This window comes from Pseudomonas sp. ASL8 (assembly GCF_056680355.1).
The window spans coordinates 3802005-3817001 of record NZ_CM155278.1 but is presented as its reverse complement, the minus strand read 5'-3'; the positions used below and the strand labels follow the sequence as shown (position 1 = coordinate 3817001).

General features: G+C 57.1%; 12 protein-coding genes and 1 pseudogene. 8 read left to right on the top strand and 5 right to left on the bottom strand.

The annotated features are described in order from the left end of the window. Nucleotides 1-106: 106 nt before the first annotated feature. The 3 genes from AC1MEA_RS17575 to AC1MEA_RS17565 form a co-directional block, all read right to left on the bottom strand. A complete protein-coding gene (locus tag AC1MEA_RS17575; protein ID WP_219063147.1) occupies nucleotides 107-412 on the bottom strand; it encodes an ArsR/SmtB family transcription factor in 306 nt (101 codons plus the stop codon). Nucleotides 413-495: 83 nt separating this feature from the next. Continuing rightward, a complete protein-coding gene (locus AC1MEA_RS17570; protein ID WP_480416922.1) occupies nucleotides 496-1620 on the bottom strand; it encodes an alkene reductase in 1125 nt (374 codons plus the stop codon). 143 nt (nucleotides 1621-1763) lie between these two features. Next, complete coding sequence (locus AC1MEA_RS17565) at nucleotides 1764-2771, bottom strand: zinc-dependent alcohol dehydrogenase family protein (protein WP_480416921.1); 1008 nt, start codon at nucleotides 2769-2771, stop codon at nucleotides 1764-1766. A gap of 278 nt (nucleotides 2772-3049) precedes the next feature. On the opposite strand from AC1MEA_RS17565, the gene AC1MEA_RS17560 reads away from it, so the two are divergent. The 8 genes and pseudogenes from AC1MEA_RS17560 (at nucleotide 3050) to tal (ending at nucleotide 13063) form a co-directional block, all read left to right on the top strand. Further along, on the top strand, nucleotides 3050-3811 hold the full coding sequence (locus tag AC1MEA_RS17560) for a bestrophin-like domain (protein ID WP_449634520.1): 762 nt from the start codon (nucleotides 3050-3052) through the stop codon (nucleotides 3809-3811). Nucleotides 3812-3951: 140 nt separating this feature from the next. After that, on the top strand, nucleotides 3952-4263 hold the full coding sequence (locus tag AC1MEA_RS17555) for a hypothetical protein (RefSeq protein WP_449635563.1): 312 nt from the start codon (nucleotides 3952-3954) through the stop codon (nucleotides 4261-4263). Between the two features lie 171 nt (nucleotides 4264-4434). Further along, complete coding sequence (locus tag AC1MEA_RS17550; RefSeq protein ID WP_480416920.1) at nucleotides 4435-6708, top strand: putative bifunctional diguanylate cyclase/phosphodiesterase; 2274 nt, start codon at nucleotides 4435-4437, stop codon at nucleotides 6706-6708. Beyond that, a pseudogene (locus AC1MEA_RS17545) lies at nucleotides 6705-6986 on the top strand (PAS domain-containing protein); the annotation flags it as partial. The gene AC1MEA_RS17550 and the pseudogene AC1MEA_RS17545, both read left to right, overlap by 4 nt. A 15-nt stretch (nucleotides 6987-7001) precedes the next feature. After that, on the top strand, nucleotides 7002-8294 hold the full coding sequence (locus AC1MEA_RS17540) for a methyl-accepting chemotaxis protein (RefSeq protein ID WP_480918167.1): 1293 nt from the start codon (nucleotides 7002-7004) through the stop codon (nucleotides 8292-8294). 162 nt (nucleotides 8295-8456) lie between these two features. Then, nucleotides 8457-10832, top strand: coding sequence for a DUF3772 domain-containing protein (locus tag AC1MEA_RS17535; RefSeq protein ID WP_480416919.1), 2376 nt, complete (start codon nucleotides 8457-8459; stop codon nucleotides 10830-10832). Nucleotides 10833-10982: 150 nt separating this feature from the next. Further along, on the top strand, nucleotides 10983-11984 hold the full coding sequence (gene dusA, locus AC1MEA_RS17530) for a tRNA dihydrouridine(20/20a) synthase DusA (protein ID WP_480416918.1): 1002 nt from the start codon (nucleotides 10983-10985) through the stop codon (nucleotides 11982-11984). A gap of 152 nt (nucleotides 11985-12136) precedes the next feature. Beyond that, nucleotides 12137-13063, top strand: a complete 927-nt coding sequence (gene tal, locus AC1MEA_RS17525; RefSeq protein WP_449634516.1) for a transaldolase — start codon at nucleotides 12137-12139, stop codon at nucleotides 13061-13063. Between the two features lie 76 nt (nucleotides 13064-13139). On the opposite strand, the gene rssC is transcribed toward tal, so the two are convergent. Next, nucleotides 13140-13622 (bottom strand): anti-sigma factor antagonist RssC, encoded by a 483-nt coding sequence (gene rssC / locus AC1MEA_RS17520; RefSeq protein ID WP_219063157.1) that lies wholly within the window; start codon nucleotides 13620-13622, stop codon nucleotides 13140-13142. Then, a complete protein-coding gene (gene rssB / locus AC1MEA_RS17515) occupies nucleotides 13622-14803 on the bottom strand; it encodes a two-component system response regulator RssB (RefSeq protein WP_219063158.1) in 1182 nt (393 codons plus the stop codon). Before rssB ends, rssC begins: the two co-directional genes overlap by 1 nt. Nucleotides 14804-14997 lie beyond the last annotated feature (194 nt).

The following is a 14997-nucleotide window of genomic DNA, read 5'->3' as shown; positions in this document are numbered from 1 at the left end:
TCATCGTGCTAGGGGTCGCTGTGCTGTTTGAAGTAATCGGTATCCTGAATAATCAAAGACAGCGGGCTGTTGATTCCGTTAAGCACTACGCCAACAGACAGCACACTCAAATGAGCGCTTTGAGTGCTTGCTGGAATTGTTCGATGTTCTGCTCGTGGCGCTTGTAATACGTCCACGGGCCAATGCGCTGCGACGTTACCAGTTGCGCCCTTTGCAGCGCGGCGAGGTAAAGCGAAACCGTTGATTGCGATAAGTTGGCCCGCGCCTGAATGATGCTCACGCAAACACCGACTTCATCGGCATTGACCTCTTGCTCGGGGAAGTTTTTACGGGGCTCTTTGAGCCACGCAAGAATGGACAACCGAGTGGGGTTGTCCAGTGCCTTCAGGGCTTCGCTGATATCAATACTCATAGGTCATTCGCATCTGCTTTTCGAGATATTACGATATCTGCGCCGAAAATACAGCGCACCGCCCCTCGTGACGCGTCCGATGCTTAAACGCCGTGGCAGGGATAGTCGGTATACCCCATCGCAGTGCCGCCATAGAGGCTGGCGGGATCAGCCAGATTCAGCGGCCAGCCATTGGCGATGCGCTGCGGCAAATCCGGGTTGGCGATAAAGGGCCGTCCAAATGCGATCAGGTCACTCCAGCCCTCGCCGATAGCTTTCTCACCGCGCACTGCCGTGTATTTGCCTGCGTAGATGATGCGACCACTGAACGCAGCGCGAGCCGCGTGACGAAAACTCGCCGGTAACTGCGGTGCGTCGTCCCAGTCAGCCTCGGCCAGCGACAAGTAGGCGATGCCGATGCCTTCCAGTACCTTGATCGCTGCGATGTAGGTTGCATGAGGGTCGTCTTCAACCAGCCCGAGGTAGACGCGCGCTTCGTCGGTGCTTTGAAACAGCGGCGAGAAACGCACCCCCACACGATCCTTGCCCACGCGATCGGCTACCGCTTGAGTCACCTCCCTGAGAAAGCGCAAACGGTTGTCCAGGCTACCGCCGTATTCATCCTCACGCTGGTTGCTGTGCTTAGAGATGAACTGGTTGATCAGATAACCATTGGCACTGTGGATCTCAACGCCATCAAAGCCCGCATCCATCGCATTCTGTGCAGCTTGCGCATAGAACGAAACCAGCTCTGCGATCTCTTCACGTGTCAGCGCTCGTGGCTGGGACGGCGCGCTTAACTCACCCGTACCCGGTCCTGTTTCGACAAATACGCTGACCCCTTGTGCGGCAATCGCCGAGGGCGCTACCGGCGCGCCACCGTCTGGTTGTAGCGAAACATGCGAGACCCTGCCGACATGCCAGAGTTGGGCGAAGATGACTCCGCCGTCGGCGTGCACCTTGGTTGTCACCTTGCGCCAGCCCTCGATCTGTTCTGCAGTGTGGATGCCCGGTGTCCAGGCGTAACCCTGCCCTCTTGGTTCAATCTGGGTACCTTCAGTGACCATGAAGCCCGCACCACTGCGCTGGGAATAGTAGGTCGCCATGAGGTCATTCGGCACATTGCCTGGCTGCGAGCTGCGGGAGCGGGTTAACGGTGGCAGGACCACCCGGTTTTTCAGGGTATAAGGGCCGAGTTCGGTGCTGCTGAATAGAGTCGAGTGTTTCAACGTGGAATCCTTATGAATCACGGGTACTGATTAATAACAGCGGCCACCATAATATACATATTGAGATATCTCAATATGTATATTCGAGCCCGTCACCTCTCAGGGTGGCGGCTCTCGGATTTTTCGTGTCACATCAACAGAACTTAGAACGCGAGACAGATTTTCCCCAGGTGAGCACCCGACGCTTCATGGGCGAAGGCCCTACCGATATCAGTCAGCACGAAGGTGCTGTCGATCACCGGTTTGATACCCGTCGCTTCAAGCCCGCGCACCATGTCCCGCTGGTTCTGCCGGCTGCCCACGATCAACCCCTGCAGACGTTGTTGTTTGGCCATCAATGCCGCCGTCGGCACCGGACCTTCCCATCCTGTGAGGACGCCGATCAGGGCGATATGCCCACCAATACGGCACGCGATTATTGATTGAGGCAGCGTGCCCGGACCGCCGACTTCGATGACGTGGTCCACCCCTCGGCCGCCGGTCAGTTTGAGCACTTCGTTGCCCCACTCGGGCTGATGGCGGTAGTTGATCGTGTGGTCTGCACCCAGCTCTCGAACCTTGGCCAGCTTGGCGTCTGACGACGAGGTGGCAATCACCGTTGCGCCCATCGCCTTGGCCATTTGCAAGGCAAAAATCGACACGCCCCCGGTGCCCAGCACCAACACACTGTCACCCGCCTTGAGCCCACCATCGACGACAAGTGCCCGCCAGGCGGTAAGCCCTGCCGTGGTCAATGTGGCGGCTTGCACATGGCTGTAACCCGCAGGCGCCAGCGTGAACCAGTGACTTGGCTTAACCACCACCTCGCGGGCATAACCATCCACGCCATCGCCGGGTGTCGTGCTGAAGTCGGCAATCGCGGCACCGCCGGTTTCCCAGCTCGGGAAAAAACACGAGACGACATGGTCGCCGACCTTGAACTCGCCGACACCCTCACCCACGGCCTCCACCAACCCCGCGCCATCGGCCATTGGGATACGCCCATCGGCGGTCGGCATCATGCCGGTCACTACCGCGTAATCGTGAAAATTCAATGAGCACGCATGAATGCGCACACGAATCTGCCCGGCAGCGGGTTGTCCAGGATCGGGTAGCTCGACCAGTTGAAGGTTTTCCAGTGACGCAGGCAGCGTGATCTTGATAGCTTTCATTGAGCGATTCTCCAAAAAAGAGGCTTCGATAAGGCTCGCGCACCGCGAAAAGCCAACACTGACATGAGACAGACACCCGAGCGGCGGAAGAAATTCGACCTTCACCCCGAAAAACCGAGAATAGCACCCTGCTCTAGCGCCGACGGTACGCGGGCGGTATCGCTGAGCGGTGGCTGAATATTCAAACGCTATCCGACGCCTTAACACCGCCCGGCCGTCTACTATCATGACTCTACCGAACAGCCTGAAGACAACGACAACGACAATGGAGGTTGAACTTGAATCATCTGATGATCGCGTCAGTCGTTTTCATCTGCCTGTTCGGTAGCGCGCTGCTGGGTTCGTATCTGCGCGGGCGGCTGCCCTCTCAACACCTGAGCGATGAATCCATCAGCGTAGTGAAACTCGCCACAGGCCTGATCGCGACAATGGCCGCTCTGGTGCTTGGCCTTCTGGTCTCGTCAGCCAAAGGCACTTTCGATACGACCAGCGCCGAGCTCGTGGGAACGGCGGCCAAGGTCGTTCAATTCGACCGTGTGTTGTCCCGATATGGGCCGGACACCCAAGAAATCCGCAGCCTGCTAAAGCATAACTACGCGGGCGTCATGCAGGTGCTTGCATCACGCGATGCGTCACAGATCGCAAAGCTCGACAGCCCCGAGGCGATAAACCGTTCTGAAGAACTGCAGCGCAAGGTGGAAGCCCTTTCCCCCGGCAATGATGCTCAGCGTGCGCTCAAGGCACGTGCCTTGCTGGTCATGGATGAAGTGTTTGCTACCCGCTGGCTGGCACTCCTTCAGGCAAATGGCTCGATCCCGTTTACGATGCTTGCGATTCTAGTGTCGTGGCTGTCCATTATCTTCGGCACCTTTGGCTTGTTCGCGCCCCGTAACGGCACCATTTTGGCCGTACTAATGATGTGCGCACTATCAACCTCCGCGGCGATTCTTCTGGTCGAGGAACTGAACAGACCGCTCGATGGTTTGATCGGCGTATCACTTGAGCCCATACGCGACACACTGGGCAGACTCGGTCAGTAGCCAAATCCAGGGCGAGCACCTGTGTGGGAGAGAGGCGCCCCTAGTTTTTCCAATTTGCTTTTAAGCTGATCTGAATCAATGGCCCATGACCGACGGCGCTATAAACAGTACGTTTGACTGAGCAAGGAAATAGCCGAGTTATGTGTAGCTCCAGCCCGCCGGCCCGGATTATCTGCAATGACCATGTACTCGCCAACACGCTGCGCGGCCAGATGGCAACCATAGCACCCGACTGCGAAGTGCTCAGCGCGCCGGATGATTGTAGTCAGGCTCCTTTTTGCCGCTGGCTCGGCGAATCGCACCTTAGCAACGCCGGGCGGGTTCAGGCCGCGCTGATTGAGGCCATCGAAACGCTGGAGCGCTCACGACACGCCTTTAAATCCCGTGAGCTAGGACTACTAAGACAGCGACTGGTCGTTCTTTCGCGAGAGTTGTCAGGCAGTTCGGAATAATGTATTTATGCCACTACTAGTAGGTTCCGCTCGCTGCGGGGACCGGCTTTGCCGAGCAGGACAATGGGCCTGAAAGACGAAGCGCCATGACGCCAGTTCTTAATTGGAACGCGCCGTCATGGCGTTTTTTTTTGGCCGAAAAAAGCCCATTTGGGGACTCAAGGGACAAGGATGAAAATAACAAACGATCTTGCCGAGTTGCTGAAACGTACCCGTCTCAATCCTGAGGAGATCGCCGAACGCTTCCGTTTTCTCGACTGGCAAGAGGAGGATGCCAAGCGCCTAAGCGCAGCAGCACAGCGGATGGCACCAGCGCAGCAAGCGTTCGTCGATCACTTGTACCGCCACTTGGAACAGTTCGCCACGCCGTCCGCACTGCTGCGCATGCCAGAGGTCACTGCCCGTCTGAAGCAGAGCCAGATTGAGTATTACCAGCGCTTATGGGCCGGCCCTTATGATGACGACTACGTCAACGGCCGACTGCGTATTGGAGTGATTCATCAGAAGGTCGGTCTGGAATTAAAGTGGTACCTCGGCGGTTATCGCCTTTACCTCGACGACATGCTATCGAGCTTGTTTGACGATGACCGCAGCATCACCCTCTACTCGAGCCTGTTGAAAGCGGTTTTTTTCGACATATCCCTCGCCATCGACACTTACAGTGCCGCTCAGCACAAGGCTCTGGAAGACAGTGAGGCTCGCTTCGCGCGCGCTCTGCGCGGCGCCAACGACGGGCTTTGGGACTGGCATGTCGACCAGGATCGACTGTATGTTTCCGAGCGATGGGCAAGCATGCTCGGTCTCAGCCGAGACAGCATCGGCGAGACCAGCGCTAGTTGGTTCAGCCGAATACATCCAGACGACCTGCCAGACTTTCACCAGGCCATCGACGCACATTTAAAGGGGCAGACGCCCTCTTTTCATCATGAATACCGTATCCGCCAGCACGACAGTAGCTATATCTGGGTGCTGGTACGTGGCGTAGCAGACGTGACCACACCCGGCCAGCTGCGCATGGCGGGCTCGCAATCCGATATCAGCGCATACAAAGGTGCGGAGCAGCGCCTCAAGCATACCGCCCGCCATGACTCGCTGACCGGCCTGGCCAACCGTATGCGCTTTGACGAGCAGTTGCAGCATGCCCTCTTACGCCAGGGCAACAACGGCACACGTGAAGCTGCGCTACTGTTCATCGATCTCGACCGCTTCAAGCTGATCAACGATAGCCTCGGTCACCGCGCCGGTGATCACGTATTGGTCGAGGTGGCGAAACGCCTGAATGGCTGCCTTCGCCCTGGCGATCAACTGTTCCGCTTCGGTGGCGACGAATTCATCGTGCTACTTGACGACCTCGCCTGCAGCAGCGATGCCGAGCATGTGGCCCAGCGCCTCCTCGATAGCCTGCGTCAGCCACTGCATCTGGATAATCGAACCTTGGTGGTCAGCGCCAGCATCGGCATCACCCCGCTGCAGGACGAAGGCACAACGCTGGATACCCTGCAGGCCGCCGACCTTGCGCTCTACCGCGCCAAAGCGGCCGGGAAGGCGCAGTTCGCCCGTTACACTGAGGGACTGCAGATCGTCGCACAGCACCATCTGGAACTGGAGTCATCTCTGGGCCAGGCGCTGCAAAACGACGAGTTCGAACTGCATTACCAGCCGATCTGCCGAATTGATCAGGACCACGTGCACCTGACCGGGGTCGAAGCACTATTACGCTGGCGGCATGGCGAGCGCTTGATCTCGCCACTGGAGTTCATCCCTGCGCTGGAGGAGTCTGGAGAGATCATCCACGTCGGTGAATGGGTATTGCGCCAAGCCTGCCGACAGACGCGTGCCTGGCAACTGACCGGCCAGGGAGGCCTGCGCTGCTCGGTCAACATCTCTAGCCGCCAGTTGCAACAAGCCGATTTCGTCCCCCGGCTGATAGACATCCTGCAAGACAGCGGCTTGCCACCCTCCAGCCTGATTCTGGAGATTACCGAAAGCCTACTCATGCATGACAACGCGGAGACGCTGTCCTGCCTGAACGAGTTGGCCAGCCTTGGCGTGCAGTTGGCACTCGACGACTTCGGCACCGGTTACTCCTCCCTCGGCTATCTCAAGCGATTCCCGTTGCACATCCTCAAGGTGGACAAAAGCTTCATCGGCGGCACCCCGGACGATAGCGAACTGATCACGATCAGCCGAGCAATCATTGGCCTCGGCCGTAGTCTCGGCATGGAGGTGGTGGCTGAGGGTGTCGAAAGCGACGCACAACTCGACTTCGTTGTCGGTGAAGGCTGTCACTACGCCCAAGGCTACTGGTTTAGTCGACCAAGACCCGCCGCCAAGCTGCAACAGTTGTTCAGCGGAGAGGACTGTTTCGAAGGTCTCTGGTGCCTACTGCCGGACGCGCAACAGACACCCATTTATGACCCCGCAGCTACGGAGGCAGAACAATGAAAATCAATCTCCCGGTAAGTGGTCGCGCAGTCGAATTCAGCACCAGCGCGAATATTCTTTCCACAACCGACCCCAAGGGCGCTGTCACCTACGTCAACCCCGACTTCATAGGTATCAGCGGCTATAGCGAGGCCGAGTTGCTCGGCGTCAATCACAATATCGTGCGCCACCCAGACATGCCGCCGGAGGCCTTTTCGCACATGTGGCAGACGCTCAAATCCGGGCGCTCGTGGATGGGAATGGTCAAGAATCGTTGCAAAAACGGCGACCACTACTGGGTCAGTGCCTACGCGATGCCCATGTTGCGTAACGGCGAAGTTGTTGAATATCAGTCCGTGCGTACACAACCAAAAAAGGAATGGGTAAGCGCCGCCGAGCGCCTCTATGCCGAGCTACGCAGCGGTGGAAAGCCACGCTGCCTGCGTCCGCCAAGGCTGTCCGTGGGCTTGCGCCTGGCGCTTACTGTGGCCGGGCTGAACTTGCTCGGCTTTGCCGCTCTAGTCCTCGTCGGGGCCTTATCCTGGATCAATGCGCTCGTCGCGGCTCCGCTGTTCAGCCTGCTGCTCGGTGGGTTGTTGCGCTACAACCTGCAGCCCCTCGACGCCCTCGCCCGCAAGGCTCATAACATCGCCGACAATCCGCTGAGCCAGGCCCTGTATAGCGGCCGCCGCGATCAATTTGGACAAATTGATTTCGCCCTCCATATGCTCGACGCTGAAACCCGCGCCGTCGTCGGGCGTATCGCCGACTCGGCCTGTCAATTGAACAAGGAAGCAGGCGAGCTAGTCGCCGCGGTGGGCGGCAGCAGCAGAGCCACCCTGCAGCAACAGGGAGAAACTGCTCAGGTGGTCAGCGCGGTCTCCCAGATGTCCAACAGCGTGCAAGAAGTGGCGCGCAATGCTCAGCTAACCGCCAGCGCGGTCAGTTTAGCCGATCAAGAAACCAACCTTGGTCTGCAACTGGTCGAGCAAACCTGCCAACACATCAACCACCTGGCCGACGAGGTGCAGCAGACCAGCTCGGCGATCAACCAACTGGAACTGCAAAGCCAAGACATAAACCGTGTGTTGGAGGTGATCCAGAGCATCGCCAAGCAAACGAATCTGCTCGCCCTTAATGCTGCCATTGAGGCAGCCCGCGCTGGCGAGGCTGGACGCGGCTTCGCTGTTGTCGCTGACGAAGTGCGTGGGTTGGCCTCACGCACCCAGCACTCCACCGAAGAAATCCAAAGCATCATCGACACCCTACGCTGTTCGACCGGCGATGCTGTGGCCGCCATGCAACGCAGTCACCGGATAGCCGGGGTCAGCGTCGAACAGGCACTACTGGCCACCAAGGCGCTAGACGGGATCAACCAGCGGGTCAGTGATATCAGCGAGATGAGTGTGCAGATAGCTGCCGCAGTGGAGGAGCAAAGCGCAATGGGTGACCATATTCAGTCCAGTCTTGATGGCATTCGCATGGCTACCGACAGCAATGTAGTCGCCAGCACCCAGAGCCGCACCGCCTCTGACCATGTCGCCGGACTGGCCAAGCATCTGCAACTGTTGTCGGAACAGTTCTGGGGCCGCCAACACAGAAATTGAGCGCAGCGGCGTAACGAAGAACACCTCCATTCGATCGTGTCCATGTGGAAACCTCGTGATCGTCACCTAGACTCACGCAATTACGTTCAGCGAGGAGGTGCTTGATGTGGCTCATCCATGGTCCGGGGAAAGGGCGACTAAAACAGCGAGCCGGGCCCTCCCATGCGCTCTGCCTTGAAACTGATCTGCCTACTGCTGCTTGGCGTGGCATCCGGGACGCTTCCTGCCGCTAACATCGCGGACACCTCGGTAACGTATGAGGAGGCGTTCACATCAGCAGTTCCCCAAAGCGACCTGCAAACACTACGGCTCCGACTGAACACTCTCAAACAACAAGTGTCGGTCACGACCAATTACACTCAGCTGGTAGGGCTTCAGGACCCCGTACAAGACCTGGTCAGTGACATAGACCAACGGGTCGCCTCGCTACTTCCTGAACAGGCAAAGATACAGGCCCAGCTGGACGTATTAGGACCCGTACCCACCGATGACGCGACGATGGAAAAACCTGACATCGCACAACAACGGTCCTACCTCACCGCTCGAAAATCCCTGTTAGACGGCGACTTGAAACTGCTGGAAGGTATCAAAGAGAACGCCGTTAATCTCAGCATCCAAATTGCCGGTATTCGTCGAAGTCAGTTGGGAACTGAACTGGCGTTACGCACCGGCAGCATCCTGGGCTCCCGGTTCTGGTCACCGTTATTTGCCCCCCTTGCCGAGGACAAGCAGCACCTGAATGCTTTCCTTGAGCAGGCCGCGTCTGCCGTACGGGTAGCGTGGCAGCCGGAGCAGCGAACGATGTCCGTTACACTGCTGCTGTTAGCCCTGGCGGTATGGACCTTGGGTCGCAGGTTGGCTGAGTGGGGACTGACGTGGGTTTGCATCCACTGGTTACCCGAAGAGCGGCTGCGGCGCAGCTCACTGGCGCTGACAACAACACTGGCGACCGTATTGACCACCGTCTGTGCGGTTCAGCTGGTGTATTTTGTCCTTACCCGACAGCATCAATTGACGCCGACACTGCAGAGTTTCTCTGACGAACTCGAAAAGCTGGCCTATACATGCGCCATGATTACCGGCCTGAGCCGAGCCTTGTTATCCACTCGGCATCCATCCTGGCGCTTACCCTCTATTGCCGATCCGGTGGCGCTGGCCATAAAGCCTTTTCCACGCAGATTGGCAGCTCTGCTCATGGTGCTCGTTTCTCTGGTACAGATGAGCAACGTGGCCGACATGAGTTCACAGGTCATTATTTTTGGGCGTGGCGTGGTGGCAATGGGTGTAGCGCTAACCATTGGCGCGTTGCTGCTGCGTGTAAATCACACCCGAAGAATGATGGCGGCGGCGGCAAGTGAACCGCCTGAATCAAGTACTATCTTCGCCGGACTGATTTATGCCAGCGCGAGCATCGTCGTCGTGCTGTCGCTGCTCTCCTTGTTGATTGGCTACACCTCTCTGGCAAGGTTTCTTACTTACGAACTGGTGTGGATTTATATTGTCCTGTCCAGTTTCTATCTGCTGACACAACTACTCAAAGATACCTGCGATAACGTTTTTTCGCCCAAACACTCAAGTGGCAAAGCCATCAAGCAACTATTGGGCATTGGTGACGTACGCCTGGAGCAGGTAGCGATCGTTTTGTCGGGTGCAGGCAGAGCACTGCTATTGTTGCTCGCGGTCATTGCGCTGTTCGTGGGCGGGGTCGGTAGCACGCTTGGACAACTGGTTCACAGCATCTTCGGGGTGCTCGGTGGCGACGGACTGCGCAAACTGAATATTATTCCGGCACACCTCTGGCACGCCGGCCTGGCCCTTGCCATAGGCGTTTATATGGTTCGAACGCTAAGCAAGTGGCTAGACACAGAGCTATTGCCTAAAACAGATATGGACCCGGGCATGTGCGCCTCGCTGAGCACGTTGTTCAGCAACATTAGTTACGCCGTGGTCATTCTGCTGACCTTGTCTACCCTTGGGGTCGAGTGGCAAAGTCTTGCCTGGATAGTCAGTGCCTTGTCAGTGGGTATCGGCTTCGGCCTGCAGGAAATCGTCAAGAATTTCGTCTCTGGAATCATCCTGCTCACCGAGCGCCCAGTCAAAGTCGGCGACCTGATAAGCATCAGCGGAGTCGAAGGGGATATCCGACGGATCAATGTGAGGGCCACAGAAATTCAACTCAGCGATCGGTCGATCGTCATTGTCCCTAACTCCCAATTGATCTCACAAAACCTGCGCAACGTGACCATGGGCGGTAGTTCTCTAGGTGTAGCCACACTTGAGCTCATCTTTCCACTTGATATCGATCCGGAACAAGTCAAAAGCCTGTTACTGGCTGCCTATGACGAACACAAAATCATTCTCGACAAACCCTCACCTTCGGTAAGATTCAGCAAACTGACGCCTGATGGCATCACGTTAACCATCACCGGTTATGTCAATAGCCCTAGAATCGTTAGCGCGACCAAGAGCGACCTCCTCTTTGAAATACTCAAGCGACTGAGCGTTGCCGGCATTCCCTTGGCCAGCCCTAAACCTTGATACCTATGAAATTTTTGGGTCGGATGGATTGTTTAAATGCAGTGGGCCCGTTTGTATAGATAGGCACCTGATTGCACGGATCTGCCTCCCCACCTTCCGACGCCATTCCTGATAAACTTTCGTCTCCCGCCTCATCCACCTAGATACCCAATGCCCCTAAATCTCGCCACGGCAACACCCCAATCCTTCTCCCGCCGCTTCTCCGTGGCCCCGATGATGGATTGGACCGATCACCATTGCCGCTTTTTCCTGCGTCTGTTGTCGAAAAACGCTCTGCTGTACACGGAAATGGTCACGACCGGCGCGCTTCTCAATGGGGATCACGCTCGTTTCCTGCAGCACGACGAAGCAGAGCACCCGTTGGCTCTGCAGTTGGGCGGGAGTGTTCCTGCCGACTTGGCGGCCTGCGCGCGTTTGGCTGAAGCCGTAGGCTACGACGAGGTCAATCTGAATGTGGGCTGTCCGAGTGATCGGGTGCAGAACAATTTGATTGGCGCGGTGCTGATGGCGCATCCGGGGTTGGTGGCGGATTGTGTCAAGGCGATGCTGGATGCGGTGTCGATCCCGATGACGGTGAAGCATCGGATCGGGATCAATGGTCGGGACAGTTACGCGCAGTTGTGTGATTTTGTCGGACAGGTAAGCGAGGCGGGTTGCACGAGTTTTACCGTGCATGCGCGGATTGCGATTCTTGAGGGATTGTCGCCTAAGGAGAACCGCGATATTCCGCCGCTGCGCTATGACGTAGCCGCGCAGTTGAAGGCGGATTTTCCTGATCTGGAAATCATCCTCAACGGCGGGATCAAGACGCTGGACCAATGCCGTGAGCATTTGCAGGTGTTCGACGGCGTGATGTTGGGGCGTGAGGCTTATCACAACCCTTATATGTTGGCCGAGGTCGATCAGCAGTTATTTGGCAGCACCGCGCCGGTGATTTCCCGGGCGGAGTCGCTGGCGGCGTTGCGGCCTTATATAGCTGCGCATATTGCCAGCGGCGGCTCGATGCATCACATCACTCGGCATGTGCTGGGGCTGGGCACGGGTTTTCCAGGGGCTCGGCGCTTTCGGCAATTGCTGTCAGTCGATATCCATAAGGCAAAGGACCCGCTGGCGTTGCTGGATCAGGCGGCGCAGCTGCTCGAAGGTCGGTAGTTACAGCGTCGCTTGGGGAACAACCGGTACAGATCGGGTTCAAAGGATTCTGGATCGCTTATCCGCCTCTTGGAGCGCCGATAAGGATGCGCCCTTGAGTGGCTGGCAGCGCTCGGGTAATGTCTTCTAACCGCACAGGACAGAGCACGCTCATGACTTCCAAGCTGGATCAACTCAAGCAAATGACTACTGTGGTCGCTGATACTGGCGATTTTGATGCCATCGCCCGCCTCAAGCCGGTGGATGCGACGACCAACCCTTCCCTGCTGCTCAAGGCCGCCTCCAGTTCGAACAACGCCGGACTGCTCGCCGATGCTTTCAGCGGTAGCAAAAACGATATTGGACTCGCTTGCGACCGGTTTGCTGTCGCGATCGGGCAAAAGATTCTCAACGTGGTACCTGGTCGCGTTTCCACTGAAGTGGACTCCCGGCTGTCATTCGACACTGATGCCATGATCAAACGTGCCGAGCGTCTGGTTGGCCTTTACGATGATGCCGGCATTGGCCGCGACCGGATACTGATCAAGCTGGCGTCGACCTGGGAAGGCATTCGTGCCGCCGAGAAGCTCGAACGCGACGGTATCCAGACCAACCTCACGCTGCTGTTCTCGTTTGCTCAAGCGGTGGCCTGCGCCGAGGCTGGCGTGTTCTTGATTTCGCCGTTCGTAGGGCGGATTTACGACTGGTACAAAAAGTCGGCTGGCCATGATTTTCTTGGCGCTGAAGACCCTGGCGTGCAATCGGTCACCCGGATCTACAACTACTACAAATCCAATGACTACAAGACCGTGGTCATGGGTGCGAGCTTCCGCAACCTCAGCCAGATCGAGCTCCTGGCCGGTTGTGATCGCCTGACCATCAGCCCGGACTTGCTTGAGCAGCTGTCGAATGATAACGGTACGCTGGAGCGCAAACTGGCGCCGGGCAATGCCGGAGAGAAACGTCAGAGCTTGAGCGAAAACCAGTTCCGCTGGGCCTCGAACGAAGATGCGATGGCCACCGAAAAACTGGCTGAAGGCATTCGTCAGTTCGCACGGGATCAGGAAAAACTCGAAGCATTACTCGCCGCCAAGGCCTGAATGCATCAAAGGGCGGCACCTTCACAGGTCCGCCCTTTTTAATTCCCGCGCATCAATGGCTTCAGCAGTGTCGCTATCAGTGCCGCTCCAGGGCATTGACCAGGTCGTGAAACGCTTCGCGATTAGAGTCGTTCAAGCCCATCAGTATCTTGTGCGCTTCCAGCACTTTGGCCTTCACCACTTCTTCGGACTGATCCTGCGACGGCAAGTCGGTCAGGCACTCAGGACACGGGATCGGTCGATCCACTATGTTGAACACTTGATCAAAGCCCATCGACTGCAACAGTCGAGTGATGTCTTCGTGGGTGGTGACAACCGTCGGCAACAGCCCAACTTTTTGGCGCGACAAGATGGACAACTTGGCCAGCAAGCCGAGCGTCGTGCTGTCAATGCTGCGGGTTTCGGTCAAATCGATGACGATTGCCGAAAAATTCCGCGCAGTGAAGATGCGTTCAATAGTGGCATCCAAAGCCGAACAGAGCGTCAGGCGCACTTCGCCAACGAACTTAAGGACAAAAGTGCCTGCTTGCTCAGCGAACTGGATTCTACCGGTACTCATTAAAGGTTCCTGCTCAACACCAACAAGGCGATATCATCCGGCATCTCTCCTAGCGTGGCCAATCCAAAAACTTGACGCAGACCATCCAGGCTGCCGCCGGCCTTTTTTACCAACTGAGGTAAAATGGCCTCTTTCTCTTTGAGTGTATCACCGGGCAAAAGGTCCAAAATCCCATCAGAGAGTAAAGTCAGGCTGAAGGTCTCAGGCAAGTCCAGTACGTGATCTTGATAGGTCGCCTCATTGAACAGCCCGACCGGCAGGCCACGGCCTTCCAGATAATGGACATCCGTGGGCGTGTACAAAATCGGTAGCGGTAAATGGCCACCGATACTGTAGGTCAATTTCCCGGTTTCTTCGTCGATGACACCACCTACCATGGTCACATGCTTGCCCAGGTTGCAGTTGATCAGTCCACGGTTGATATGGCCCAGCACTTCCGAAGGTTTGAACTCCGGCAATGTACCGCTACGTTTGAATTCGAACAACAGGCGCGTGGTCATGAACTTCAGCAGCACCGTGACAAAGGCTGAAGAAGCACCATGCCCGGACACGTCGGCGAGGTAAAACGCCACGCGGCGCTCGTCGACCCGAAAGTAATCCACGAAGTCGCCTGACAGGTACAGCGACGGGATGATCTCGTGAGCGAACTGGAACTGATCGACCGCCCATGGATTGACCGGCAACATGTTCATCTGCACCTGTCGACCGGCGTTCTGGTCTTCCTGGAGCAAATGCAGGCTGGCTTCGAGTTCGCGGTTGGCCGTTTCGAGCTTCTGACGATAGCGCTGGTTTTCCAGGAGCAGCCGCGCACGATCCAGGGCTCGACGCACTGAGTGCTCGAGCACCGCCAGATCTTCTAGGGGCTTGACCAGGTAATCGGCGGCACCCAAGCGCAAGGCTTCGACGGCGTCGCTCATGACCCCTGCCCCGGAAACGACGATGACCGGCGTTTCAGGCGCGAGGTTAGTTACCTGACGGATAAGCTCGAGGCCGCCCACCTGAGGCATACGCAGGTCGCAGATCACAAGGTCGGGCTTTTTTTGCTCAAAGACCTGAAGACCCTGCAAGCCATTGCTCGCTTGCAGGACGCTGAAGCCACTGTCTTCCAAATAGGCGGCGATGCTCGCTCGCACTACTTCGTCGTCATCGATTATCAGCAGCGTGGCACTGGTTTTCTGCATGTGGGCAAACGGCGCCAGAGTAGGTTGGCGTAGGCGGCTCGGTTTTTTACCGGGCTCGCATACTGGATTCGCTTCTAGCCTCTCTAAAACAGCAATCACAGACTTTTGGTCGTGCGCAGCGCTGTTCAAAGGTGCCCTTCAAGGCGCAGACGGTACTCCCATCCGCCGGGCGTTTCAAGCTCACGCCGATGGTC